A 23,542-nucleotide genomic window follows, 5' to 3' on the forward strand; every position below is an offset into this window, starting at 1 on the left:
CCGGCCCGCAGGCGCCCGATCGACGCCCCCAGCTCCCGCACCAGCAGCGGGGCCAGCCCCTCCGAGGGCTCATCCATCAGGAGCAGCCGGGGGTTGGTCGTGAGCGCGCGGGCGATCGCCAGCATCTGTTGCTCGCCGCCGGAGAGCATGCTCCCTCGGTGGCCCTGCCGCTCCCGCAGCCGGGGGTATAGCTCGAGGACACGCTCCGGCGTCCAGGCCGGAGCGTCCTGTGCGCCGTCGCGGCGCGCGGCAACGCTCAGATGCTCCAGCACCGTGAGCGAGGAAAAGATCCGCCGGCCCTGCGGCACGAGCCCAATGCCGAGCCGGGCGATCTCGTGGCTCGGCAGGCGCGTAATCTCCCGATCTCCAAAGAGCACCTGCCCGCGGCGGGGCCGGGCGAAGCCGATGATCGACCGGATGAGGGTGGTCTTGCCCATGCCGTTGCGCCCAAGCAGCGCCGCCACCGTCCCCGGGCGCACCTCGAGGCTGACGCCCTGCAGAACGTGGGAATCGCCGTAGTAGGTATGGATATCGTCGACACGCAGCATGACCATCTACGGGCCACCACCCATGCCGTGTCCGGCGGGCCCCTGCTGGGCCCCGAGATAGATCTCCTGCACCGACGGGTTCGCCCGCACCTCGTCCTTGGAGCCCTGCGCCACCACGCACCCGAAGTGCAGCACCGTGATCGTCTCGACAATTTCGAACGCCACGTCCATGTCGTGCTCGATCAGCAGAATCGTGAGCTGAGAATCCAGCCCTTTGATAAAACGCGCCATCTCCCGGCGCTCTCCCGGCGACAGCCCGGCGGCGGGCTCGTCAAGGAGCAAGAGGCGCGGATGCCCGGCCAGTGCAAGCAGCACTTCGAGATGTCGCTGCTCCCCGTAGGAGAGCGCCCGGACCTCCACGTCCCGCTTGGCCCACAACCCCGCGGGCTCCAGCAGGGCCCGTGCGCGCTCCTTGCTCGCGATATCGCGGCTCAGCGGACGGACCATCGCGTACTTGGATGGCGAGAGGGCCTGCGCCGCGAGGAGCACGTTGTCCTCGACGGTGAGGGACCCGAAGAGGTTGGTGATCTGAAACGTCCGGCCCAGTCCCATCGCCGCCCGCGCGTGTGCGGGCAGGCGTGTCACGTCCTGGCCGAACAGCCGGAGGCGGCCCGAGGTCGGCCCAATCTCTCCGGTGATGACGTTGAACAGGGTCGTCTTGCCGGCGCCGTTGGGCCCGATGATCGCCCGCCTCGTCCCGGCCGGGATCGACAACGACACATCTTTGAGCGCGGCGAGTCCGGCGAACTGCCGGCAGATCCCGTCTAACTCGAGGACCACCTGGGCTGTCACCGGGAGACGTCTCCTCCCTCCTCCCGCCCGCGCTACCCGCAGAACTTGCAGGGCGGATAATTCCGGTCATACACGGGCTGCTTCAGATACTCGTCGGGTTTGAATGTCCAGAACTGCGACACGTTGTGGAACGTGAAAACCACAGAGTTGACAAGCCCCCCGCTCTGGGCCGCGAAGGTCTGGGATGCGGGGCCGGTCAGACTTCCTGCTCGCTCCACCTTGCGCACGTAGACGTTCTCGATGGGGTTCTGGTACGCATCGAGCCGGATCGGCCCCCGCGGGGCATCCGGGAGTTGAAGGGACCGGAGCGCCAGCAGGAAAGCGTCACGTTCCTCGACCTTTCCCCCGATGTGGGTGGTCGCGACATCGATCCAGCGGCCGGCGGTGTAGCAGGCCTCCGCATAGTACGAGGGATCCTTCTGATATTTCGCGACGTAAGCGGCGACGAACTTTCTCGCCTCGGGGGTGCGCAGGGCCGCGCTCCAGTGCAGCGCGGTGACGACCCCCACCGCATCCTCCGGCACCATTCCTCGAAGCAGACTCTCGTCCATCAAGGTCCCCCCGCCGATCAGCGGAATCCGGTCCTTGAGCCCGTACTGGCGGTAGGCATGGGCGAAGCGGATCGCGTCGGCGCCCGCGGTCGTCGCGTAGATCGCGTCCACGTCGCGGCGGAACTGCGTGACGTAGGGACTGAAATCCGGCGTGCCGAGCGGCGCCCAGAGTTTCTGCACGATTTGCCCGCCTTGCGCCTCGAACATTCGCTGGAAGCCCCCATTGACCTCATAGGGAAACGCGTAGTCGTTCCCGAGCATGGCGATTTTCCGGTATTTGAGGGTCGCGTACGCGTACTCTCCAAACGGATGGGAGGGGAGACTGCTCGACCAACTGGTCCGGATCAGGTACGGGCTGCCCTTCCGTTGGGTCAGGTCGTCGGCGGAGACAACGGACAAGATGGTCGGGACCTTGCGCTCTATCACGTAGTCCCGGATCGCGTACCCTTCGTTGGCGAGCAGCGGGCCAATCACGAGATGCACGCGGTCGCCTTCGACCAGCTTCCGCGTCTTCGTAAGCGTATTCGTAGGGTTGCCGCCCGTATCTTCGACGATCAGTTGCACAGGGCGGCCGCCGATCGTGGAGTTGTGCTGGTCTAGGTAGAGGGTCAGGCCGTCGAGCATGTCCCGGCCGCTCGGGGCCGCCGTCCCTGTGAGCGCCGGGAGGAACCCAATCCGGATCGGGGGCCGGTCCCCCTGCGCGTAGACGACCGGGCTCAAGCGGTCCAGCGCTCCGGTCCCCGCCACGGCGGCAAGGGCCGCACCACCTTTCAGCAACGTTCGACGCGTGATGCGCTGTGCCATCTCACTCACCCCCCGAGCGTCTCGCCTCACGATTTGGGACCGACCATCTCGCCGTCCTCGGCCGGCGCCGGGGCCGGCGCCGCGCCGTCTTGGGTGCGAGGTCTTGACGTCGCGCGTGCCAGGATCGCCCGCGCCGCGCCGACGATTCCGAGCGGAGCATACATCACCGACAGCACGAGGATGACGCCGAGGACCGTAAGCCAGCGCTGCGTGATGCCGCTGAGGAGGTTTTGGAGAAAGACCAGCAGGGCTGAACCCACGAGCGATCCGAACAACGTGCCCGCCCCGCCCAGGATCACCATCAGCAGCGCATTGGCGGAGGCCACGAGGTTGACATCGCCGGGTGAGACAAAGCTGTTGTAATAGACGTACAGGGTCCCGGCAAGACCGGAGAATAACCCGGCGATCACAAAGACCAGGTACTTATGGAGAAATGTGTCGTACCCGAGGACCCGCATGCGCGACTCGCTTTCTCGGATGCCGCGCAGGCTCAGGCCGAACGGGGACCTGACGAGTAGATACATGAGCCCGGTGGCGACGAGCGTCACGGCGAGGGCGAAGTAATAGAATTCCTGGATCCGCCCGAGGTTGAGCCCAAACCCCAGGAGCGGCCGCGGGATCCCGCGGAGGCCGTTGTCGCCCCCGGTCATCGACACCCACCGGTACGCGAGCCCCCAGATGACCTGCCCCAGAGCCAGCGTGATGATCAGAAAGTACGGGCCGATGGCCCGGATCGCGAGCAGCCCGAAGACGGCGGCGGTGAGGGCCGCCGCCGCGATCCCGGTTCCCGCCGCCGCCCAGAACCCCCACCCGAACCGGGTGGCCAGGACGCCGGCGGTGTAGCCGGCAACGCCGAAATAGGCGGCGTGGCCGAACGACGAGAGCCCGGTGTAGCCCACAAGGAGGTCGAGGCTCATCGCCATGATCCCATAGCAGAACGTCAGGGTCAGTAGGTGCAGGTAATAGGTCGGGGCGACGGATGGGAGCATCGCGAGTCCCACGACAATGACCGCGGCCGCCGCGGCGGGCCGGCTGTGGGCAACCGTCCACGACATCCGTCTAGCCCTTCCCGAACAGGCCCGTGGGGCGGACCGCCAGAATCAGCGCCATCGGGGTGAACAACGTGAAGTAGGACAACTCGGGGAAGAGCGCCTTCCCGAAGTTGTCGAGCAGCCCGACCAGGAGGCTGCCAACCAGCGCGCCCTTGAGGCTGCCCAGACCGCCGATGATCACGACGACGAAGGCCAACGGCAGGACGTCGAAGTCGGCGCCGGGATAGATGGACAGGAACGCGCCGCCCATGACCCCGCCCGCGGCGGCCAGGAAGGCACCGACCGCGAAGACACCGGTCATCACCTTCCACACGTTGATGCCCAACCCCCGGGCCATCTCCGCGTCGTCCACCGCCGCACGCACCATGGCCCCGACCCGGGTCCTCTCTTGAAGTGCCCACAGGCCGGCGTACACGAGCAGCCCCACGGCGATCACGAAGAGGCGGTACACGGGGAAGTAGATCGATCCCAGGACAAGTGTGCCCGAGAGGATGGACGGCACCGGAATGCTCTGTGGATCTCCCCCCCACAACACGAGGGCCTGATCCGAGAACACGAACGCGAAGCCCATCGTCAGAAGCACCTGCGGCAGCGCCTGCTGGTGGAAGCGCGCCAGAAACCACCGCTGCATCATGACTCCGATCAGCGCGACGGCGGCCCCCCCGGCGGCGATCGCCAGGGGGAAGCTGTGGGTCCAATGCATGACCGAGAGCCCAACGTAGGCGCCGAGCAGATAATACGAGCCGTGTGTGATGTTGGCGACCCGCATGAGGCCGAAGATGATGGTCAGCCCGCTCGCCAGAAGAAACAACAGCGAGCCGAACGAGAGACCGTTCAGTCCCTGCTGCAGATAAAATGACGCCCCCATCCCCGCGCTCCCTATGCGTTGAGCCCGAGCAGCCGGGCGGCGTTCTGAGACTGGATCGCCTGTACCGTAGCGGCCGTCAATCCTAGCCGTCCGAGCCGTGCCAGCGGCTCGGGATCGGCCATGTCGTACGGCAGGTCCGTGCCGAGAAGCACCCGGTCGGCGCCGGCCGCCTCGATGAGAAACGCCAGCTGGCGGTCGCCGTGCGTGATCGTGTCCGCATAGACCCGCCGGAGATACGCCGACGGCGGCTGCGGGATCACGCCCCTGACTTCAGCACGCACGGTGAAGGTGTGATCCAGCCGCGCGGCAATAAATGGAAAGCTCCCGGCGCCGTGGGCCAGCACCAGCTGCAGGGCGGGGTACCGGTCGAGGACGCCTGCCAGGATGAGGCGCGCCGCCGCCAGCGCCGTCTCCCCCGGATTGCCGACGGAGTTCCCCAGATGCCACCCGTCCATCCGATCCTCGCCCGCGTTGTTGAGCGGATGGGTAAAGACCGGCAGCTCGAGGCGCTCCGCGGATGCGAACACGGGCGCGAATTCGGGCGCGTCGAGGTAGCGGCCCTTGACGTTCGTGCCGATGTAGATCCCACGGCACCCGGCGCGGACGGCCCGTTCCAATTCCGCCACCGCCTCGCCCACGTCCTGGAGCGGGAGCGTGGCGAGCGCGACAAACCGGCTGGGATGGGCGCGGCAGATCGCCTCCACTTCCTCGTTGAAGATCCGCGCCAGGTCCCGGCCAAGCGCGGGCGGCGCCCAGTACAGCATCGGCGGCGACAAGGAGAGCGCCTGCAGGGTGATGCCCCAGCGCTCCATCGCCTCGAGCCGGGCGGCGACGTCGTAGAACACCGGGCCGATCCGGGCGGCCTGGTGCGGGCTGTTCCACAGGCGCCACTCCCCCTCATGTGCCTCCACGCGCACCCCGTGGGCCGGTCCCTCCCGCCTGAGCGCGCGCAGAAAACGGTCGGGGAAGACATGGCTGTGGACGTCTACGATCGGCGTCACTTCATCATGTCCTCTGCGTGCTCACAGAGCGTGAAGATCTCGTATCCGCGGTCGGTGACGACCACGTTTTCTTCGAGCCGGACGGTCTGCGCTAACCCGGGATGGCCGGCAAACGTCTCGATCGCAAAGTACATGTTCTGCTTGAGCTCGGCCGGATACTTGAGGGAATACGCGCGGGAGATCCACATCCCCTCGTACAGGCTGAGCCCGATGCTGTGCGCAAACTGCTGGAGCGAGACGCTGCCGTATTTGTCGTCGTCGTACTCGGGGAAGTGCTTGGCGACATCGCCGGTCGTGGCGCCCGGACGGACCGCCGCGATCGCGGCGTAGAGCGAATCGTAGCATTCCTTATAGAGGTCCTTCTCCTTTTGCGTCGGCTTCTGGGCCACTTTCCAGCAGCGCACGAAGTCGATAAAGTACCCGCCCGGTCCGACGGCGTTGATATCGATGATCATCAGGTCGCCCTGCCGGATGATCTTGTCGGTGTGCCACCGGCGGTACGGGCTGGTGTTCCCGCCCGAGGCGACGATGATGTCGTAGACGAAGTCGAACCCGCTGCGGTACAGGAACTCGTTGACCTTGGCGCACACCTCCGCCTCGCGCACCCCCGGCTTCGCCCATTCGTGCTTGGCCATCCACATCGCGGCATCCCCGTGGGCCGCGGCGATCTTGTGACACTCCAACTCGTCGATCGTCTTGACGACGCGGGCCTGGGACATCGCCGGCCAGCCGTTGACGATGTTCAAGCCTTCCTTCGTCAGCGCCTGATAGGCGACCATGTCCATCACGTCGATCCCGATCTTCTCCTTGTCGACCTTCGCTTCGCGCAGCACCTCCGCGACCGACCGGGCCATCCGGGCGGCCATCTCGGGCTCCGCGCCCTCGGACCACTTCCACGTGATGGCAGGGCGGACGTCCTGCTTCAGCCAGGGGGCATCAATTTCCGCGTTCACCATGTCGCTGCCCACCGTTTCGAAGAGCACCGGTTCTCCCCCGCGAGGGAGGACCGCGTAGCGGATGAAGATGTTGTTCTTCCAGTTCCCCTGATAGACGCCCGTGACGTACCGGACGTTCTCCCCCACGAAGAGGATGAGTCCGCCCAGATCGTGCTTCTCCATCATCTCTCGGGCGCGCGCCAGCCGTTCCATCCGCAGCCGGTCGAAGTCGACCCGGCCCTGCCAGTCGGTGCCGGACGTGCTGAAGACCCGCCGGGGCTGGTACTCGTGGCGGCCGGCAAGAAATGGATGCTCTCTACGGCCGTTCCCGGCCTCGCGCGCCGTGCCTTTGCCCGTTCCTCGAACCTGTGCCATCCTGGACCTCCTCCCTGTATTCAGGCCAGCAGCGCCTCGGAGTACGGACTTCGGGAGATCCGCCTCGCGCCGCTGTCGGTCACCACCACCATATCCTCTAATCGCACCCCTCCGCCGCCGGGCACCCCGGGGAGCCAGATCAGCGGCTCGAGCGCAAACACCATCCCCGCCTCAAGCGTCACGGCGGCCGCCCCCGGGAAGGATTCGCCGATGTACGGAGGCTCGTTGGATCCGCAGCCGATTCCGTGGCCGATGAACAGGCTGAGAAAGTGGCTCGCCAGCCCGTGCGCCTCCGCGCGGGCGTGGATCGCACGCGCCACCTCGATGTTCGTCGCGCCCGGGCGCATCGCCGCGATCCCGTCACAGAGCGCCTCGTATACCGCGCGATAGATCCGCCGCTGCTCCGAGGAGGGAACGCCGCACACCACCGTCCGGCCGATGTCCCCAAAATACCCGTTGGCCATCGCGCCGATATCGACGAACACGAGATCCCCCTCCCGGATCAGCTTGTCCGTCGCCAGTCGAGTGGGTGGCGCCATCCGTTCGCCGCTGGCGACGAACGGTGTGGTCACATGCGGATACTCGCCGCCGAGGCGGAAGAGCGTCCGCAGCGCCTCCCCCGCCACCTCGCACTCCCGCGCTCCCGGCCGGGCGTGTGCCAGCGCCGTGGCCGTCACCGCCTCGGCGATCGCCGTCGCCTCCTCGATCAGGGCGAGCTCTTCAGCGGTCTTGATGCGCCGCGCGGCCTGCATCGCCGCATCGCCGTCGACCCATCGAACGCCGGCGCAGAACTCGGGCAGCGCATCGGCGAGCATCTTGCTCGTCAGGTCGGTGCCGATCGTCCCGTGGGCCAGATCGTGGCGGGCCAGCACCCCCGGCACGATCTCAGACGCGAAGTGGCGTACCAGACCGGCCTCCTCCAAAATGGGGATGGGATGGAACTCCGCGATCCACGGCATCGTCGCCTCGGCCCGGTCCCGATCGCCCCCGGAGACGAACAAGATCGGGGGTCCCTGCCGTGGCAGCAACGCTCCGTTCAACACGCCGGTCTTGCCCGCGATCACTTGCGGGCGGAGGCTGGTGAGGTAGCGGACGTTCTCTTCCTTCCAGACCAAGACGGCGTCGAGCCCGGAGGCGGCCATGGCCTGGTGGGCGCGCGCCAGCCGCCCCGCGCGGAGCGCCCCCATGTCGACCCGCGCCTCGTAATCCACGCCGGCGGGGCCGCGCGCCCATCCCTCGTCTCGCCTTCCCGTGCTCACCGAGCGTACACCTCCGGATTGCACACGTTGGGCGGTCGATCCCCGCGGGCAAACGCCAGGATGTTGTCCACGACGACGCCGGCGATCGTCTCGCGAGTCTCCCGTTCCGCGCTCCCGATGTGGGGCGTGAGGACCACGTTCTTGAGCCCGACCAGGCCCGCTGACACGCGCGGCTCATGCTCATAGACGTCCAGCCCCGCGCCGGCGATCCATCCCTCCGCCAGGGCGCGGAGGAGCGCCGCCTCATCGACCAGCGGGCCGCGCGACGTGTTGATGAGATACGCGGTGGGCTTCATCCGCCTGAGCTCCCGCTCACCGATCAGGTGATGGGTCTCGGGAGTCTGGGGAGCGTGGATGGAGACCACATCCGCGTCCTCGAGCAGGCGGTCGAGCGGCACGAACGTCACCCCGAGATCTCGCTCCACCGCCGCCGAGAGCCGGTGCCGCTTCGTATACAGCACGGGCATCCCGAACCCGCGCGCGCGCCGCGCCATCGCCGCCCCGATCCCGCCGAGCCCGACGATCCCGAGGACCTTGCCGTGCACGGTGCCGCCGACGAGGTACGACGACTGGGAGCCGGGAAAGACCCCGGAGCGAAGCAACCCGTCCGCCTCCACCACGCGCCGGACCACAGCCAGCAGCAGCGCGAACGCCACGTCGGCGGTCGCCTCCGTGACCAGCGGAGGAATCACGGTGACCGGGATCCCCCTGGCAGTCGCCGCCGGCACGTCCACATTGGCCGGGTGGATGGCCATCGACGCGATGAGACGCAGCTCGGGGACGGCCTCCAGCACGCTGCCATCCACCCGATCGTGGAGGAGGCAGAACAGCACGTCCGACCGGCGGAGGCCTGCGACCAGCTCCTCCCTCGTTACCATGTGCAGGGGGTCGTCATTCATCGTCACCTCGGCGGCCTCTCGAAGTCGGGCCAGGGCGCCTTCGGCGATCGGCTGGGTGAGGTAGACGCGCACTAGGGCACGACCGCGCGGTCGCGAAGAAACGCTTCGAGCTGGTCGACCGTCCCGCTGAGATGCAGGCGAAGCGCCTTCTTGGCCTCCGCGGCCTGCCCGCGGCGGCAGAACCTCAGAATGCGCCGGTGCTCGGCCTGCGCCTGTGCGCGACGCTCCACGGCCGCTACGTAAATCCGGAGGTACCGCTCGACGTTGCCACGGAGGGAGTCGATGAGGGCGCAGAGGCGGATGCGCCCGGACGCGCGATAGAGCGTGCCGTGAAATGCCCGGTTGAGGTCAAGCCACCGGCCGGGATCGGTCACCCGGTCCATTTGATCGAGCAGCACCCCGAGCCGGGCAAAATCTCTCATCGAGAGCCGCGAAACACCAAGATCGAGGGCCAGGATCTCAAGCGCGCTGCGGATTTCGTAGATCTCGCGCAGTTCCTGGGGAGACAGCGCCGCGACCGAGACCCGGCGGTGCGGCGTGAACACGACCAACCCCTCCGACTCGAGCTGCCGCAGCGCTTCCCGAACCGGCATCCGGCTGACGCCGAGCTTCGACGCGATCCCGTCCTGGTGGAGCCGCGCGCCGCCCTTCAGGCGGCCCGTCACGATGGCGTCCCGCAACGCCTCCGCGACGATCTCCTGAATCGTCTGGCGCCCCCGCAGGACGTCCGGGACGAGGACGTCGAGGTCCGCATGCGGGATTTTTCGCTGCGTGAGGCCGCCCGTCTCCGGAGTCGAGGCGGAGACGTCTCGGTGGGGGAGCCGGAGCTGTCGGAGCACCACGGCGCGACCTCGCGGGATATTTTGGATACGAAATCCTGACTTCGGACCCTCGCGAGGGCATTCCTTCAGGTCCGGCGTTTGCTACAATGGGAGCCGCGCAGCGGATCGTCCCGGCACGCCGTTCAAGGAGAGAGCCGCGGCCCGTGTATCGCGTCGTCATCACGGATCACGTGTTTGCGTCCCTGGCGATCGAGACGGCACTCCTCGGAGCCATTGGGGCCTCGATCACAACGCTGCAGGCGACCTCGGAGGCGGAGTTGCTGGACGCCGTCGCCGGGGCGGACGCGGTGCTGGTCTGCTACGCGCCCATCACCCGCCGGGTCATCGAGCGCATGGCGCGGTGCCGGATCATTGCCCGGTACGGGATTGGCGTCGACAACGTCGACCTCGAGGCGGCGTCGGCGAAGGGGATCGCCGTCACGAATGTCCCGGACTACTGTGTGGACGAGGTCAGCGACCACGCGCTGGCCTTCGTCCTCGCCTGCGCGCGCAGAGTGTCGATGCTCTCCGGCCGCGTCCGGACCGGACGGTGGGAGGCGAAAGATGCCGCGCCCATTCACCGGTTGCGCGGGCGGGTACTCGGACTCGTGGGGTTCGGAAAAATCCCCCGGCGGCTCGCGGAGAAGGCGGGACCGCTCGGGGTAACCCTCCTGGCATATGACCCTTACGTCGGCGACGAGGAGATGCGCGCGCGCGGCGTGCGCAAGGTGGAACTGGACACGCTGCTCGCGGAATCCGACTTCGTCTCCGTCCACGCGCCGCTGGTTCCCGAAACGCGCGGGCTGATCGGCGAGCCCCAGCTTCGCGCCATGAAGCGGAGCGCGTACCTCATCAACACGGCGCGAGGTCCGTTGGTGGATGAAGCGGCGCTCGTCCGGGCCCTCGAGGAAGGCTGGATTGCGGGGGCGGCGCTGGATGTCCTGGAGCATGAGCCCCCCGGCCCGGACCATCCGCTTCACCGTTTCGACCACGTCATCCTCACGCCGCACGTGGCCTTTTACTCCGAGGAATCCGTCCAGGAGCTGCAGCGGAAAGCCGCCGAGGAAGTCGTAAGAGCGCTCTCCGGGCAGCCTCCCCGCTCGCTCGTCAATACCCCGCGGACGGCGTCGCGGTAGCCCCACGCATCGACGTGCCCGCCGACCGGCCCGCCGCGGCGCTTCCCGACATCCCGGGGGTCATCCGAGTCCACCACGTCGGCATTGTCGTGCGGGACGCGGAGGCGGCGGCGGAGACGTATCAGCGGGCACTCGGGCTCGATCCCGTCGCGCTCGAGGAATTCCGGGGCGCGGCCCGCGTGGTGTTCCTCCGCGCGGGAGAGACGCTGCTGGAATTCATTCAGCCGTTGCGCGACGACACGGTGTGGGCGTCGGCGCTGCGTGACCGGGGAGAGGGCACCCACCACTTCGCGCTCGAGGTGGCCGACCTCCGCGAAGCCGTCCGGGCGCTCGTCGCCTCGGGCGTGGACATGCTCGACGTCCGCCCCCAACGCGCGCCCGGGAACACCCTCAGCGTGTTCGTCGATCCGGCGGCCACCGGTGGAACGCTGATCGAGTTGGTGCAGCAGATCCGGGTCTAGCGCGGGCGCCGCGCCCGGCCCAGCCGGACGGGACGCGATCCTCGAGGCGAGGATAACGCGAGCTCGCCGCGCAACGCGTCGACGAACTGGCGGGCGGTGCGGCACGAATGCCCGTTGTGCCAGTGGGACCACAGGAGCGCCCGGCGCCGGATCTCGTCGTGCGGCAGTCTGATCCCGTACCGCGCCGCGAGCGCCGTGGCAATCTCGAGGTACCGGTCCTGGTCGGGGATCAAAAATGGCACGTGAATCCCAAACCGGTCGGCGAGCGAGAGTTTTTCCTGCACGGTTTCTTCGACGTGCACGTCGTCGTCCTGGACCGGCCCCCTGCGGTCGCCGAACCGCTCTCTGACCAGACGCCGCCGGTTGCTGGTGGCATACAAGACCACGTTCTCTGCGTGAGCTTCTACACTCCCCTCAAGCGCCGCTTTGAGAGCCTTGTACTGCGTCTCGTGCTCCTCGAACGACAAGTCATCCACGAACAGGATGAATCGCTCCCGCCGGGTCCGGAGAGGCGCGACGATCTGGGGATACTCCGCGAGGTGCTCCTTCGCCACCTCGATCAGGCGGAGGCCCTGGTCCTGAAACTCCGTGAGCAACGCCTTCACGGTCGACGACTTCCCGGTGCCACGGTCCCCGTAGAGCAGCACGTTGTTCGCAGGGAGGCCGGCCACGAACTGCCGGGTGTTGTCCACGACGGGCTGCCGCTCCTCCTCGTACTCCACGAGGTCGTCGAGCCGCACGGGGTCCGGCTCGGCGACGCCCTCCAAGTGACCCCGACCGTCGCCGTCGTGGATCCACCGAAATGCGCGGTACCACGCGAAGAGCCCGACCCCGTGCACCGCAAAATAGTCGGCGAGCTCACCTGCGATCCGGCTCCACCCGCGTGCCGCGGCGATGCGCCGCATCATCCGGCGACGGGCGGAGGGCGTTTCCCGTGTCGAGAGCGGGTGGAATCCCTTCCAGGACGGCGGGAGGGCCCCGGTGAGGCGGGCGACCCCGCGGGCGATCGCGGCCCCGTCCACACGATAACAGCGCTCGAGGGCGGCGAGATCCGCCTGGGTTTGCCTCAACAGCGCCGGCCCGATCGCGCGGCGCCCCGCCCGCTCCGCCTTCAGGCTGAACGGATTCTCGTCCCCGACCAGCCGCCCGAGCAGGTGATGTTGCCAGGCGTCTCCGACGAGCGGCTCCCTCGCCAGTTCGGCTTCGCCCGCGAGCAGTGTAAACAGCCGCCCAAACGCGCGCGCGACGCGCGCGCCGGACGGCGGCCGGGAGGCAAGCGCCTCCACCAGATCACGCCACAGCCGCCCGGCCGGGGCATCGAGGACCCCGCGCAGCACAGACAGGGATTCCGCAGCTGCCCGCGCTTCGTCCCACGTCGGGGACGCGCGGTGGGCGTGGAGGCGCCGGAGCGGTCGAGGCGTGCGGTTGGCTATGGCTTCTTCGTGGGGATGCAGCAGATGAACTTCATCGGCGCTGCGCCGGTGTTCTTGATCGCATGCGGTTCATCAGGATTGACCCAGAGCACCGTGCCCGGAGAGAGCGCCTGCTCGCCCTGCGGCCCGACCGCCACTCCCTCCCCTTCGAGGAAGTACATCTCCTGCTCGTACCAGTGGTGATGGTACGGCGTGCTTGCCCCCGGGGCCACTTCAAAGACGCGCATCGCAAAATTCTCGGCGCCGCGACGTTTGTCGATGACCCAGTGGATCCGCACCCCCGGCATCCCTTCCGGCGTCTCCGGGGCGACCTCGTGCCACTTGAATCGCTCCATCAGGACATCCCTCCCACGACGAGTTCGGCCCCACGCTGTGGGGTCCTTTACCTCCGGCCTCCCAGCACCGCCGGCGGATGTGCCGGCTCGAACGTAGGAAGCTCGGGCTTGATGAGGTCAACGTACTTGAGCCCGGCCCCGGTGTTGAACAGCACCACCCGTTCGTCGGGCGCCACCCGCCCTTCGCGGACCATCGCCCGGAGCGCGCCGTACGTCGCGGCGCCTTCCGGACAGGCAAACAACCCCTCCGTCGCGGCGAGCTCGCGCATATCGGCCAGGATCTGCTCGTCGGTGAGCGCGTACGACGTCCCGCCGCTCTCGCGCACGGCTTGGAGGATCAGATAGTCCCCAATCGCCTCGGGCACGCGCAGGCCGGCGGCGATCGTGTGCGCGTGTTGCCAGGGCTCTGCGTGCTCGCTGCCGTTCTGATGCGCGCGCACCATGGGGGCGCACCCGGCGGCCTGCACGATCACCATCCGCGGACGATGCTTGCCGATCCACCCGAGCGCTTCCATCTCGCTAAACGCCTTCCACATCCCCACGATGCCGGTCCCGCCTCCGGTGGGATAGATGACGACGTCGGGGAGGCTCCAGTTAAATTGCTCGGCCAGCTCGTACCCCATCGTCTTCTTGCCCTCGACGCGGTACGGCTCTTTCAGCGTCGACATATCGAACCAGCCCTCCGCCTTGCTCTGCTCGCGAAGGCTCCGGCCCGCGTCGTTGATCAGCCCGCGGATCAGATAGGTGTGCGCGCCATAGACGTCGCACTCCACCTGGTTCACGTGGGGCACGTCGGCCGGCATCACCAGGTACACTTCCATCCCTGCTCTGGCGCAGTACGCCGCCGCCGCGGACCCGGCGTTCCCCGCCGAGGGCATGGACGCCGTCCGGACTCCCAGTTCTTTCGCCTTGCTCACGGCGGCCGACAACCCGCGGGCCTTGAACGAGCCGGTGGGATTCAACCCCTCCTCTTTCACGAACACGTGGCGGAGACCCAGCCGGCGCCCGATCTCCCGAAGGGGCAAGAGGGGCGTCATGCCCTCCCCGAGCGTCACGATGTTGGCCGGATTCTCGACCGGCATGACCTCACGGTACCGCCACATCGTGGCCTCGCGGGCTCCCAGGGCCGCACGCGGCACATCGGCGCGCACCCGGTCGAGATCGTACCGGGCGAACAAGACCTTGCCACACACAGAACACAGGTTGTGGAGTTCGTTCGGGGAGTACCGCTCGCCGCACCGGGTGCACTCGAGATATTGAAGATATCCCACGAGATCCCCCCCTCAAGCGAAAAGGCCCGCACCGGCGGTGCGGACCATCAACTAGCGGGTATTATACCACAGATCGCGAGCCAAAGGAAGAGGCAGATGACATCTATCCCGCGTGCAGATTTATTCCAGCTTAGGACCGCTTCGAGGGATGAATGGGGCGAATAGCGCCCAAAGGAACGAACCGGGAGGCGTTTGAGCGACCGATTTGGCTAGGCGGGCGCCCGAGCGATGAACTGGAGCCAGAAGCGGGGGACCCCGCCTGTAATCTTAGCGTCGTCCATCGCCCTGCGCACGGCTTGAGCCAGCGCGTCCGCCCCGATTTCGAGCGGGACCTGCGGGAGGGCGCCCTGAACGAATAGGGAAAATTGGCCGATATCCTCCAAGCTCTCCGGAGAGAGCGTCACCTCGTGAAGCCGCCACGACGTCTCCACGAAACCTGCCTGCCTCACGAGCGTTCCGTACTCCTCGGGCGTGACCCATTCCAAACTCTCCGCCCGATCGTTTCGCAGAACCGAGATCCCGCGTTCGCGGAGATACTGGGCGGCTCGCAGGATCCAGTAGCGATAGAACCGCTCGGTGCCCGTGGGATAGCAGCCCTTGAAGAACGTGGTGTTGAACGCCAACGTCCCTCCGGAGCGGAGCACCTTGTGGATCTCCGTCAGGACGTGACTCTTATCCCGGATCAGGTGAATCGCATTGCAAAAGACCACCACATCCACCTGCGGGACGAGGCGGCTGAGATTTTCTGCGCTGCCTTGGATGAACTGCACGAGGCTGGACGTAATCCGTCGCCTGGCGCGGTCGAGCTCTGAGAGGGACGGATCGACGGCATAGATGAGGCCGCGGCGGCGGTCCCGCATCGCCTGAACGATGAGCTCAGTCACGGCCCCCGGCCCGCACGCCAGGTCGACAAAGCGGGACCCAAGCGAGGCGACCCGCTCCACCAACCAGCGGTTCACCTCTTCGAAGAACGGATGGCTGGCGAAGCGGGAGAAACCGAAGCGGTCGTTGTCGGGGTCGGACACTTGGATGTCCCCCCCTCGTTGTGACTCGTTCACGACTCCACCTCCGGTCGGACCACCTAGGGGCTGCGTCGAGAGGATGTTGGCGACCATCCCCCCCCAACCCTCCTCCGTCTACTCGCCTGTCGCGACCGCCCTGGTCTCTCGTGTCGTCAGCGCGACGTAGATGGGGTTCCGGAGATATCGCCCGACCATCGCCCGGACGGGGTCCGGGATCGTCGAAGCGAACAGCGCCGTCTGGCGTGTGGACGGGGTGCGGACGAGGATCTGTTCCACGTCGGACCGGAAACCCATCTCCAGCATCCGATCGGCGGCGTCCAGCACCAGAAGCGTCACGCTCCGCAGTGTCAGGGTGCCGCGTCCCAGGTGATCGAGGACCCGGCCCGGGGTCCCAACGACGATGTGGGGCTTGTCTCGGAGGTGGGCGACCTGTCGGGCCGAGGGTTCACCCTCTGAGATCGCTACGATCCGGAGGCGCGTGTAGGCTCCGAGCGTGCCAAGGTCGGCGGCCACTTTCTTCGCCAGATCCTTGCTTGGCACCAGCACGAGGCCCTGGACGGCTTTGCTGCGCGGATCCAATCGTTGCAGCATGGGGATCCCGAACGCGGCGGTGCGCGCGGAGCCGGCTTCGGCCCTCGCGACCAGGTCCCGTCCGGTCTTCAGCGAGGGGATGACCTGCGCCTGAATCGGAGTCGGGGCGGTCCAGCCAAGCTCGCGGACCGCCCGCTGAAGCCGTGGATCCACCAGACCATCGAAGCCCGCTGCCCGGGAGCCTCCCGCCATCACACCCACCCACCGAGGTTTGCGCCGTGCGCACCCATGGGACACACACAACGGGAGAGCCCAGGCCCTCCCGCCGTCGACGAACGCGGTTTTGAGCTGGTCCGCATCTGAGGTCCTTCTATTGTATTATAGAGGTGCGCCCCGGTCAATTGTTCGGAGGGATGATCGTGCCCACCGCCCGCAAACCGGAACCACCTCCGGCCGTCACGACAGACGGGCCTCGTCCCGAACCGCCGTCGGGGCCACTGCGCCTCGACGTTCGCGATCCCCGGGAAATCCGGCTCGACCTGCTCGAGACGTTTCCCTACGAGTACCCTAGATCCCCCGCGATCGTGGAGATCACGACCGACGAGTTCACCGCGGTCTGTCCTTGGTCGGGGCTCCCCGATTTTGGCACGGTCGTCGTCCGGTACCTGCCGAACACCCGGGTGCTCGAGCTCCGCTCGTTCAAGTACTACCTGCTGTCCTACCGGAACGTGGGGATTTATCAGGAGCATGCGGCGAACAGGATCCTTGCAGATCTTGTTCGTGCGTGCGCCCCGCAATGGATGGAGCTCGAATTGGACTATCGCATCCGAGGGGGCGTCCACACGGTCGTTCGCACTCGGTGGCCCGCACCATCGTCGTGAAGCGCGGGGCGGTGCGGATCGCGGAGATCGGCGTTGTGGCCGCGGCATACGCTGCGCTCACGGTCCTGCTGGCCCCGGCCTCCTACGGCCCGCTGCAGTTTCGGCTCGCCGAGAGCCTCAAGCCCCTCGTGATCTGGGAGCCCCACCTGATCCCGGCGTTCGTCCTCGGCAACTTTCTCAGCAACCTGCCGAGCCCGTTCGTGGGCCCATGGGAACTTGTGTGGATGCCGTGCGCGAACCTCGTCGGCGCGTGGGCGTGTTGGCGCATCGGACGCATCAACGCGTATCTGGGAGCCGGTGTGTACGCGCTGATCATCGGGGGCGCCGTGGCGACGATGCTGTCCGTGCTGCTGCGGGCGCCCTTTCGGGTTCTCTTCCCATCCATTACCGCGAGCGAGGTCATCCTGCTCGTGCTGGGGGTCCCCGTGATGTACCCGGTGCACCTCGCGCTGCTGCGCCTCACCGGTGACCGGCCAGGGGCATCTGCCGCGCGATAGCTCCGGTTAGATCCGCTCCGGAGGATCCGGAGGCCGCCGAGTATGCCACGGCGTCGCCTGTTCATAGGCATGCGCGATCGCCAGCACGGTTGGCTCATCCATGCCCCGCCCAACGACCTGCAGCCCCACGGGCAGCCCGTCCGCCCCGAACCCGCACGGCACCGTAATCGCCGGAAGTCCCACAAAGTTGATCAGACGCACCAGCCGGGTGACGGCGCCTCGCGCGTCCCCGGGACGTCCTCCAAGGGTCACGGTGGGCTGACCGATCGCCGGCGCGACCAGGGGGATCGCGGGCAGCACGAGCGCCGCATACCGCCGAAGCAACATCCCCACCTCATTGACGACCAGGGTCCGCACGCGCTGCGCGCGGAGGTATTGGGTCGCCGTGATAAACTGCCCCTGCTGAAGCAGTGCACGGGTGTCGGCCCCGTAATCGGCGGCCCGGTCGTGGAGCCACCGCTCGTGGACACTCGCCGCTTCAGCAAACAACACCGTGGCCGCGGCTGTGCGCGCCTCGCTCGCGCGGGGAAACTCCACGTCTTCCAGATCGAGACCCCGCTCGGCCAGAACGTCGAGGGCCGCGCGGAACGCCGCCCGCACGTCGTCGGTCATCTCGCGATGGTACTCGTCGCTCAGCACGCCGACGCGGAGGCCGGTGATCGGGCCGGTCAGCCTCGAGGTGAACTCGGGCACCGTTTGACCGAGCGTCGACGGGTCGAGCGGATCGGGCCCCGCGATCGCCTGAAGGACCAGCGCGGCGTCCTCCACTGTGCGGGTCAGCGGGCCCACGTGGTCCAGGGACCATGACAACGGGAACACGCCGTGACGGCTGACGCGGCCGTATGTGGGCTTGAGTCCGACGGTGCCGCAGAGCGCCGCTGGGATGCGAATGCTGCCCCCGGTGTCGGTCCCGATCGACACGGGCCCGAGGCCCGCGGCGACCGCGGCCCCGGAACCCCCACTCGACCCCCCGGGGATGCGGTCGAGCCGCCAGGGATTGCGGGTCGGCCCGTAATGGGGATTGTTGGTGGTGATCCCGAAGGCGAACTCATGCAGAGTGTTCTTCCCCAACAGCACCGCCCCCGCGTGCTGCAGCCGCGCCACGACGGTGGCATCCTCGGCAGGGATGTAGTCGGCAAAGATCCGGGAGCCGCGGGTTGTCCTGATCCCCTTCGTGTCGATGAGGTCCTTGAGCGAAACCGGGATGCCGTGCAGAGGACCCCGGTACCGGCCGGCGTTGATCTCCCGCTCGGCCGATGCGGCCTGCGCGCGGGCCATATCGGCCGTCACCGTGATGAATGCATTGAGGGCCCGGCACCGTTCGGTGCGGGCCAGCAGGTCGTCGACTACCGCGACCGGGGACAGGTCCCGGGATCGAATGCGGACGGCTAGTTCCGAGACCGACGCGAACGCGAGCTCGTTCACGGGACGGCGGGGTCCAGCCGCGACGTAAACGCCGGCTCCAGATCCGCGATGGGCAGTGCCCGCAACCGGTCGAGATCGGCGTACAGGGTCTCGAGGGCCGGGGCCAGCCGCTCCACCTCCTCGGGGGACACAGACAGCCCCGCCAGATGGGCGATCCGCTTGAAGTCGTCGGTGGTCGCCACTTCCCGCCGCTAGACGCGCGCCTTCGCCGGCCCGGTCTCGACGCGCTTCCAGAAGAGCAGCACAGCGAGGGAGATGATCACGGCGACGATGATCTCGGGAATGCCGTTGGCCAGGGCAATCTTGAAAGCCCGTCCACCCGGGATGTAGTGGCGGAGCACGCCGAACCCGAGCACGAGCACGGTGTTCGTCACCGTGCCGACGACGGCGGCCACGGCGATGGCCCACCACTCACCGGCGGGACGGGCCGCCGTATAGGCCCACGCGGCAAACACGCCGATGAAGATGCGGGGAATGATCGCGACAATCGGATCCTTGAAGAGCGGGATGGTGGCGTAGAAGAAGCTGTAGAGGCCGAAGATGGTCCCGATGAGGCCTCCGACGACCGGGCCTTCAAGAATGCCACCGATAATGGCTGGGACGTGCATGATCGTCGCATTCACGCCGGTCGGCATGGGGATGAACCCCAGACGACTGGCGCCCAGGAAAATCGCGATGGCCGCGAGGATCCCGGCCATGACAATGCCGCGTGTCGAGAGTCCGCCCTGCCGTGTCTCCTGCATGCGCTGATCCCTCCCCGCTTGAGAAGTGCCGGTCCGGATCGCCATTCCCCATCGCGTCCCTTGTGCCCTGCTCCGAACGCCTGCCCGGTCGATGGGGCTGCCAGCTGAGCGTCAGAATGGAAACGGCGCGCCGAGCATGGCGACGAGGAAGACGAAGGCCGCGATGGGGGCGAGCCAGTCGAGCGGAGTGGTCTGGAACTGCATATACGTGGTTCGCCCCTCACCCCCGGTGTACGCCCGAGATTCCATGGCCACGATGAGTTCCTCGCCGCGCTTGAGGGCAAAGGCAAAGAGAGGAACGAGGACGGGCAGCATCTGGCGGGCGCGTGCAATAAATCGCCAGCGACTCCCGCCGATCCGTCCTCCGCGCGACGCCTGCGCCTTGAGGAGGCGTTCGGCCTGCAGGGCCAGCGTTGGAACGAAGCGGATGGCGATCGTCACCACCAGCGCCAGTTCATGCGACGGCACACGGAGGCGGCGGAAGGGGCGGAGCAGGCTTTCGATGCCGTGCGTGAGCTCCGTGGTGCGTGTCGACAACGTGAAGACGCTCGTCACGATCAGCAATTCCACGAACCTCACCGCGGAGATCACCACCAAACGCGCGACGGCCTCCGTGACCACGACCCATCCCCACTGGAAGATGACGGGGCTCGCCGGATCGTAGCTCCGGCCAAAGAAGAGCAGCTGCAACAGGGCGAAGAACACGAGAAACGGGACCGCGGGGATCAAGCCGCGCAAGGCATAGGACAAGGGGATTCTCCCGAGCCACACGATCGCGAGACAGCCGGCGATCAGGCAGCCGTTGCCCAAGAGCGTGGGGGTAAAGCTCACAGCGCCGGTGACGAAGATCGCCGCGAGGATCTTGGCCCGCGGATCGAGCCGGTGCAGGTACGATCCGGTGGGCAGATACTGCCCGATCGTAATGTTCCGGAGCAATTCGAATTCGCTCATGCCGGGGCGCCGAGGAGGGTCGCGATCGCCCGCGCGGCCTCGTCCACGGTCAGCCCGTCGCCGGCGATGGGGTACCCGCGCTCGCGCAGCCGCTGGACCACCTGAGCCGGCACCGGCGGAGCCAGCCCCAGCTCGGCCAGCCGGGCGCGCTCGGAAAATACCTCCCGCGGTGTGCCGGCAATCGCGATCGTCCCATCGTGGAGCACATACAGCCGGTCGCAGAGCCGGGCAATTTCGTCCATGTCGTGCGACACGAGCACCAGGGTCAGCCCCTCGCGCGCGCGAAACTCACCGATGCGTGCCCGCAGCTCCTCGCGAGAGCCGGGATCCAGCCCCGACGTCGGCTCGTCCAGCACCAGCACCCGGGGCCGCAGCGCGAGCACCCCCGCGAGGGCCGCTTTGCGGAGCTCCCCGCCACTCAGCGTAAACGTGTACCGATCCTTGAACGCGTCGAACGGAAGCCCGACGGTCTCCATCGCCCACCGAACGCGCTCCCGAATCTCCGCGAATGGCAGCCCCAGTTGACGCGGACCGTAGGCGACGTCATCCCCGACGAGTCGCTCGAAGACCTGGTCCTCCGGGTCCTGAAAGACCAGTCCCACACACGTGCGCACGGCACCGATGTCGGCGTCCCGCGCGCCGAGGTTCTGCCCGGCCACGGTCACCCGCCCGCGCCCGGGTCGCAGCAATCCGTTGAAGTACTGGATCAGCGTGGACTTCCCTGACCCGGTCTGGCCGATGATGCCGACGATCTCCCCTTCGTGGATCTCAAGCGAGAGCCCGCGAAGCGCATGGTGCTCGAACGGGGTCCCCGCCATATACGTGTGCCACAGGTCCTCAACCACGATCAGCGATCCCGGCTCGGTCATCGCGTCACGGGGGCGCGGGCGGCAACCGCGTCGACGAGTTCGTCCACACCGAGCAACCCCGGGGGAAATGTGGGGAATTGCGCTCGAAGACGGTCCGCCAGCAGGGACACGACCGGGACCTCCAGGCCGATCTCACGCAACATATCGGGGTGGGCGAATACGTCTCGTGGTGCGCCGGTCAGATACACCGTTCCCCGGTGGAGCACGATGACCCGATCCGCGGCCGCCGCTTCATTCATCAGGTGGGTGATGGAGACGATCGCCGTCCCGCGCCGCCGCAACTCGGCGACGACCTGCGCCACCTCGGTGCGCCCGCGTGGATCGAGCATTGACGTGGCTTCGTCCAACACGACGCAGACCGGCCGCATCGCCAGCACCCCGGCGATGGCGACCCGCTGCTTCTGGCCGGCCGAGAGCAGATGCGGCGGCCGATCGCGGGCCCCCCACATCCCGACGACGTCCAGTGCCTCGCGCACACGACTCCGCAATTCCGCCTGCGGCACGCCGAGGTTCTCGGGGCCAAACGCCACATCTTCCTCGACGATGGTCGCCACCATCTGACTCTCGGGGTGCTGGAACACCATGCCCACGGTCCGGCGGATCGCGCGGGTGTGCGCGGGATCGCGCGTGTCCATCCCCCCCACGCGGACGGTGCCCGCGGTGGGCCGGAGCAGCCCGTTGAAATGTCGGGCCAGCGTGGATTTTCCGGAGCCGTTGGGGCCGATGATGGCGAGATGTTCACCCGGATAGACCGCGAGCGAGACCCCGCAGAGTACGCGCTCGCTTGGGACCTGCGCAGCGTACGCAAACTCGACGCCGTCGCAGGAGATGAGCGGCTCGGGCATCAGGTGGACGAGCCGAGGCAGTAGCAGGCGGCCGCCGCAAAGATCCGGGCGGCTTCGACCAGGTCGGCGACCCTGACGAATTCATCGACCTGGTGCGGAATGGTCACGTCCCCGGGCCCGATCGTGACGATCGGCACCCCGCCCCAGGCGTAGAGAAATGTTCCGTCCGTTGCACCGGGGACTCCCCTGCGCCGCGGCGGCCGGCCCCTGACACGCCGCACCCCCCGTTCGACCGCGGCCACGACGGCGGCCTCCGGGGGTGTCTCGGTCCAGGGACGCTCCTCGATGACGTCGAGCTCCCCGTGGCAACCGGGAACGCCCGACGCGGCGTCCGCCACAGCGTGGCGCAGGTCGTCGCGGATCACCGCGTGATCCTGCCCCGGAATGGTTCGGACATCGACCCCGACGACGGCTTCGGCCTGAATCACGTTGAGTTGCGCCAGGTCTCCCGCCTCCAGGACCGTCGGGGTCACGCTGGGCTCGCCCAGCAGCGTGTGGGCTCCATGGCGCATGACGTACCGGCGCTCGAGGGCCAGGAGGCTCTGGACAAACCCCGCGGATGCGGGAATCGGGTTAATCCCGCTCTTCGGCATCGCCCCGTGGGCCATCTTCCCCCGAAACCTGGCGATCGCCCGCAATGCCCCCTTCTGCACGAGGCACACCTCGTTGGCCTCGGGCTCGCAGATGATCGCACCGCAGGCATCTTTGGCCCAGCCGTTTCGGATGAAGGACTTGATCCCGACCATCATGCCTTCCTCATCCGCCACCACAGCGACGCGGATCCGCCCGGGCAACTCGACCCGGGCGTCGCGGATCGCGCGGACCGCGGCGATCGCCGCTGCGACTCCGCCTTTCATATCCGCTGCGCCTCGCCCGTACAGACGTCCGTCCGCGACGATGGCCCCGAAAGGCGGCACCGACCACGCGGCGGCGTCTCCCTCCGTCACCACGTCGCTGTGCCCTTCGACGATCAACAGCGGGCCTGGGCCTCGCCCGATCCAGTCCCCGATCACGTTGGGCCGGCCGGGGGCCGCGTCCTCGACGTGCACATCGAGCCCCAATTGCCGCAGTTCGGCGGCAATAAGTGCAGCGACCGCGGTCTCGTTTGCCTCCGGATCGGTGGGACGGTAGACGCTCGGGGTTCGGACGAGACGGCAGGCCAGATCGAGCGCGTACGCCTCGTCGACCGCCGCCAGGACGGCGTCGACGTTGGACTCGAGGTCGAGCATCGCGCGGT

26 protein-coding genes are annotated in these 23,542 nt (G+C 67.7%); 4 read left to right on the top strand and 22 right to left on the bottom strand.

Going from position 1 to position 23,542, the window contains the following annotated elements; all coding sequences use genetic code 11:
• The 10 genes from VFP86_07310 to VFP86_07355 form a co-directional block, all read right to left on the bottom strand.
• Positions 1 to 554: ABC transporter ATP-binding protein (locus VFP86_07310; GenBank protein HET8999437.1), on the bottom strand; the 554-nt coding region annotated here is incomplete at its 3' end.
• Positions 555 to 1,340 (bottom strand): ABC transporter ATP-binding protein, encoded by a 786-nt coding sequence (locus VFP86_07315; protein ID HET8999438.1) that lies wholly within the window; start codon positions 1,338 to 1,340, stop codon positions 555 to 557.
• Between the two features lie 32 nt (positions 1,341 to 1,372).
• On the bottom strand, positions 1,373 to 2,695 hold the full coding sequence (locus VFP86_07320) for an ABC transporter substrate-binding protein (GenBank protein HET8999439.1): 1,323 nt from the start codon (positions 2,693 to 2,695) through the stop codon (positions 1,373 to 1,375).
• A 26-nt stretch (positions 2,696 to 2,721) separates the two neighbouring features.
• Positions 2,722 to 3,750 carry a branched-chain amino acid ABC transporter permease gene (locus tag VFP86_07325; GenBank protein ID HET8999440.1) on the bottom strand — a complete coding sequence of 343 codons (1,029 nt, stop codon included), beginning with the start codon at positions 3,748 to 3,750 and terminating at the stop codon, positions 2,722 to 2,724.
• A gap of 4 nt (positions 3,751 to 3,754) precedes the next feature.
• Positions 3,755 to 4,615 (bottom strand): branched-chain amino acid ABC transporter permease, encoded by an 861-nt coding sequence (locus tag VFP86_07330; GenBank protein HET8999441.1) that lies wholly within the window; start codon positions 4,613 to 4,615, stop codon positions 3,755 to 3,757.
• 11 nt (positions 4,616 to 4,626) lie between these two features.
• A complete protein-coding gene (locus VFP86_07335) occupies positions 4,627 to 5,616 on the bottom strand; it encodes an amidohydrolase family protein (GenBank protein ID HET8999442.1) in 990 nt (329 codons plus the stop codon).
• Positions 5,613 to 6,926 carry a Xaa-Pro peptidase family protein gene (locus VFP86_07340; protein ID HET8999443.1) on the bottom strand — a complete coding sequence of 438 codons (1,314 nt, stop codon included), beginning with the start codon at positions 6,924 to 6,926 and terminating at the stop codon, positions 5,613 to 5,615. Before VFP86_07340 ends, VFP86_07335 begins: the two co-directional genes overlap by 4 nt.
• Before the next feature lie 20 nt (positions 6,927 to 6,946).
• Positions 6,947 to 8,185: a Xaa-Pro peptidase family protein gene (locus tag VFP86_07345; GenBank protein HET8999444.1), complete on the bottom strand. Its 1,239-nt coding sequence runs from the start codon at positions 8,183 to 8,185 to the stop codon at positions 6,947 to 6,949.
• Complete coding sequence (locus VFP86_07350) at positions 8,182 to 9,156, bottom strand: NAD(P)-dependent oxidoreductase (protein ID HET8999445.1); 975 nt, start codon at positions 9,154 to 9,156, stop codon at positions 8,182 to 8,184. Before VFP86_07350 ends, VFP86_07345 begins: the two co-directional genes overlap by 4 nt.
• Positions 9,156 to 9,926 (bottom strand): GntR family transcriptional regulator, encoded by a 771-nt coding sequence (locus VFP86_07355; GenBank protein ID HET8999446.1) that lies wholly within the window; start codon positions 9,924 to 9,926, stop codon positions 9,156 to 9,158. Before VFP86_07355 ends, VFP86_07350 begins: the two co-directional genes overlap by 1 nt.
• A 143-nt stretch (positions 9,927 to 10,069) precedes the next feature.
• Here VFP86_07355 and VFP86_07360 point away from each other — a divergent pair, with 143 nt between their 5' ends.
• Complete coding sequence (locus VFP86_07360; protein HET8999447.1) at positions 10,070 to 11,041, top strand: C-terminal binding protein; 972 nt, start codon at positions 10,070 to 10,072, stop codon at positions 11,039 to 11,041.
• 14 nt (positions 11,042 to 11,055) lie between these two features.
• Positions 11,056 to 11,502, top strand: a complete 447-nt coding sequence (locus VFP86_07365; protein ID HET8999448.1) for a VOC family protein — start codon at positions 11,056 to 11,058, stop codon at positions 11,500 to 11,502.
• Here VFP86_07365 and VFP86_07370 read toward each other — a convergent pair.
• From VFP86_07370 to VFP86_07390, 5 genes are all read right to left on the bottom strand, one after another.
• A complete protein-coding gene (locus VFP86_07370) occupies positions 11,499 to 12,839 on the bottom strand; it encodes an ATP-binding protein (protein HET8999449.1) in 1,341 nt (446 codons plus the stop codon). The two genes, VFP86_07365 and VFP86_07370, sit on opposite strands and share 4 nt — an antisense overlap.
• A gap of 92 nt (positions 12,840 to 12,931) precedes the next feature.
• Positions 12,932 to 13,270, bottom strand: coding sequence for a cupin domain-containing protein (locus VFP86_07375; GenBank protein ID HET8999450.1), 339 nt, complete (start codon positions 13,268 to 13,270; stop codon positions 12,932 to 12,934).
• A gap of 47 nt (positions 13,271 to 13,317) precedes the next feature.
• Positions 13,318 to 14,541 (bottom strand): threonine synthase, encoded by a 1,224-nt coding sequence (locus VFP86_07380; GenBank protein ID HET8999451.1) that lies wholly within the window; start codon positions 14,539 to 14,541, stop codon positions 13,318 to 13,320.
• 209 nt (positions 14,542 to 14,750) lie between these two features.
• The gene (locus tag VFP86_07385; protein ID HET8999452.1) at positions 14,751 to 15,599 is read right to left on the bottom strand and encodes a methyltransferase domain-containing protein; all 849 of its coding nucleotides are present in this window, start codon (positions 15,597 to 15,599) and stop codon (positions 14,751 to 14,753) included.
• 78 nt (positions 15,600 to 15,677) lie between these two features.
• Positions 15,678 to 16,346, bottom strand: a complete 669-nt coding sequence (locus VFP86_07390; protein HET8999453.1) for a DEAD/DEAH box helicase — start codon at positions 16,344 to 16,346, stop codon at positions 15,678 to 15,680.
• A gap of 245 nt (positions 16,347 to 16,591) precedes the next feature.
• Between VFP86_07390 and queF the strand changes: the two genes are divergently transcribed.
• Together queF and VFP86_07400 are read left to right on the top strand one after the other, a co-directional pair.
• Complete coding sequence (gene queF, locus VFP86_07395) at positions 16,592 to 16,975, top strand: preQ(1) synthase (protein HET8999454.1); 384 nt, start codon at positions 16,592 to 16,594, stop codon at positions 16,973 to 16,975.
• Positions 16,954 to 17,472: a QueT transporter family protein gene (locus VFP86_07400; GenBank protein ID HET8999455.1), complete on the top strand. Its 519-nt coding sequence runs from the start codon at positions 16,954 to 16,956 to the stop codon at positions 17,470 to 17,472. Before queF ends, VFP86_07400 begins: the two co-directional genes overlap by 22 nt.
• A 6-nt stretch (positions 17,473 to 17,478) precedes the next feature.
• Here the strand turns inward: VFP86_07400 and VFP86_07405 are convergent, their stop codons facing one another.
• The 7 genes from VFP86_07405 to VFP86_07435 all read right to left on the bottom strand — a co-directional run bounded on the left by VFP86_07405 (position 17,479) and on the right by VFP86_07435 (position 23,534).
• Positions 17,479 to 18,897, bottom strand: a complete 1,419-nt coding sequence (locus tag VFP86_07405; protein ID HET8999456.1) for an amidase — start codon at positions 18,895 to 18,897, stop codon at positions 17,479 to 17,481.
• The gene (locus tag VFP86_07410) at positions 18,894 to 19,079 is read right to left on the bottom strand and encodes a hypothetical protein (GenBank protein ID HET8999457.1); all 186 of its coding nucleotides are present in this window, start codon (positions 19,077 to 19,079) and stop codon (positions 18,894 to 18,896) included. Before VFP86_07410 ends, VFP86_07405 begins: the two co-directional genes overlap by 4 nt.
• Positions 19,080 to 19,088: 9 nt before the next feature.
• Positions 19,089 to 19,640: an ECF transporter S component gene (locus tag VFP86_07415; GenBank protein ID HET8999458.1), complete on the bottom strand. Its 552-nt coding sequence runs from the start codon at positions 19,638 to 19,640 to the stop codon at positions 19,089 to 19,091.
• A 111-nt stretch (positions 19,641 to 19,751) separates the two neighbouring features.
• The gene (locus tag VFP86_07420) at positions 19,752 to 20,591 is read right to left on the bottom strand and encodes an energy-coupling factor transporter transmembrane component T (protein ID HET8999459.1); all 840 of its coding nucleotides are present in this window, start codon (positions 20,589 to 20,591) and stop codon (positions 19,752 to 19,754) included.
• Positions 20,588 to 21,460 carry an energy-coupling factor transporter ATPase gene (locus VFP86_07425; GenBank protein ID HET8999460.1) on the bottom strand — a complete coding sequence of 291 codons (873 nt, stop codon included), beginning with the start codon at positions 21,458 to 21,460 and terminating at the stop codon, positions 20,588 to 20,590. The genes VFP86_07420 and VFP86_07425 overlap by 4 nt, the downstream gene beginning before the upstream one ends.
• On the bottom strand, positions 21,457 to 22,305 hold the full coding sequence (locus tag VFP86_07430; protein HET8999461.1) for an energy-coupling factor transporter ATPase: 849 nt from the start codon (positions 22,303 to 22,305) through the stop codon (positions 21,457 to 21,459). The genes VFP86_07425 and VFP86_07430 overlap by 4 nt, the downstream gene beginning before the upstream one ends.
• Complete coding sequence (locus VFP86_07435; protein HET8999462.1) at positions 22,305 to 23,534, bottom strand: ArgE/DapE family deacylase; 1,230 nt, start codon at positions 23,532 to 23,534, stop codon at positions 22,305 to 22,307. Before VFP86_07435 ends, VFP86_07430 begins: the two co-directional genes overlap by 1 nt.
• Positions 23,535 to 23,542: the final 8 nt, after the last annotated feature.

The organism is bacterium, assembly GCA_035703895.1.
Taxonomy (GTDB): domain Bacteria; phylum Sysuimicrobiota; class Sysuimicrobiia; order Sysuimicrobiales; family Segetimicrobiaceae; genus Segetimicrobium.

Bases quoted from the DNA above. Each gene is read 5' to 3' on its own strand.
- VFP86_07320 (HET8999439.1), bottom strand. From the start codon at position 2,695: ATGGCACAGCGCATCACGCGTCGAACGTTGCTGAAAGGTGGTGCGGCC.
- VFP86_07325 (HET8999440.1), bottom strand. From the start codon at position 3,750: ATGTCGTGGACGGTTGCCCACAGCCGGCCCGCCGCGGCGGCCGCGGTC.
- VFP86_07330 (HET8999441.1), bottom strand. From the start codon at position 4,615: ATGGGGGCGTCATTTTATCTGCAGCAGGGACTGAACGGTCTCTCGTTC.
- VFP86_07340 (HET8999443.1), bottom strand. From the start codon at position 6,926: ATGGCACAGGTTCGAGGAACGGGCAAAGGCACGGCGCGCGAGGCCGGG.
- VFP86_07375 (HET8999450.1), bottom strand. From the start codon at position 13,270: ATGGAGCGATTCAAGTGGCACGAGGTCGCCCCGGAGACGCCGGAAGGG.
- VFP86_07390 (HET8999453.1), bottom strand. From the start codon at position 16,346: ATGGCGGGAGGCTCCCGGGCAGCGGGCTTCGATGGTCTGGTGGATCCA.
- VFP86_07415 (HET8999458.1), bottom strand. From the start codon at position 19,640: ATGCAGGAGACACGGCAGGGCGGACTCTCGACACGCGGCATTGTCATG.
- VFP86_07420 (HET8999459.1), bottom strand. From the start codon at position 20,591: ATGAGCGAATTCGAATTGCTCCGGAACATTACGATCGGGCAGTATCTG.
- VFP86_07425 (HET8999460.1), bottom strand. From the start codon at position 21,460: ATGACCGAGCCGGGATCGCTGATCGTGGTTGAGGACCTGTGGCACACG.
- VFP86_07430 (HET8999461.1), bottom strand. From the start codon at position 22,305: ATGCCCGAGCCGCTCATCTCCTGCGACGGCGTCGAGTTTGCGTACGCT.
- VFP86_07435 (HET8999462.1), bottom strand. From the start codon at position 23,534: ATGCTCGACCTCGAGTCCAACGTCGACGCCGTCCTGGCGGCGGTCGAC.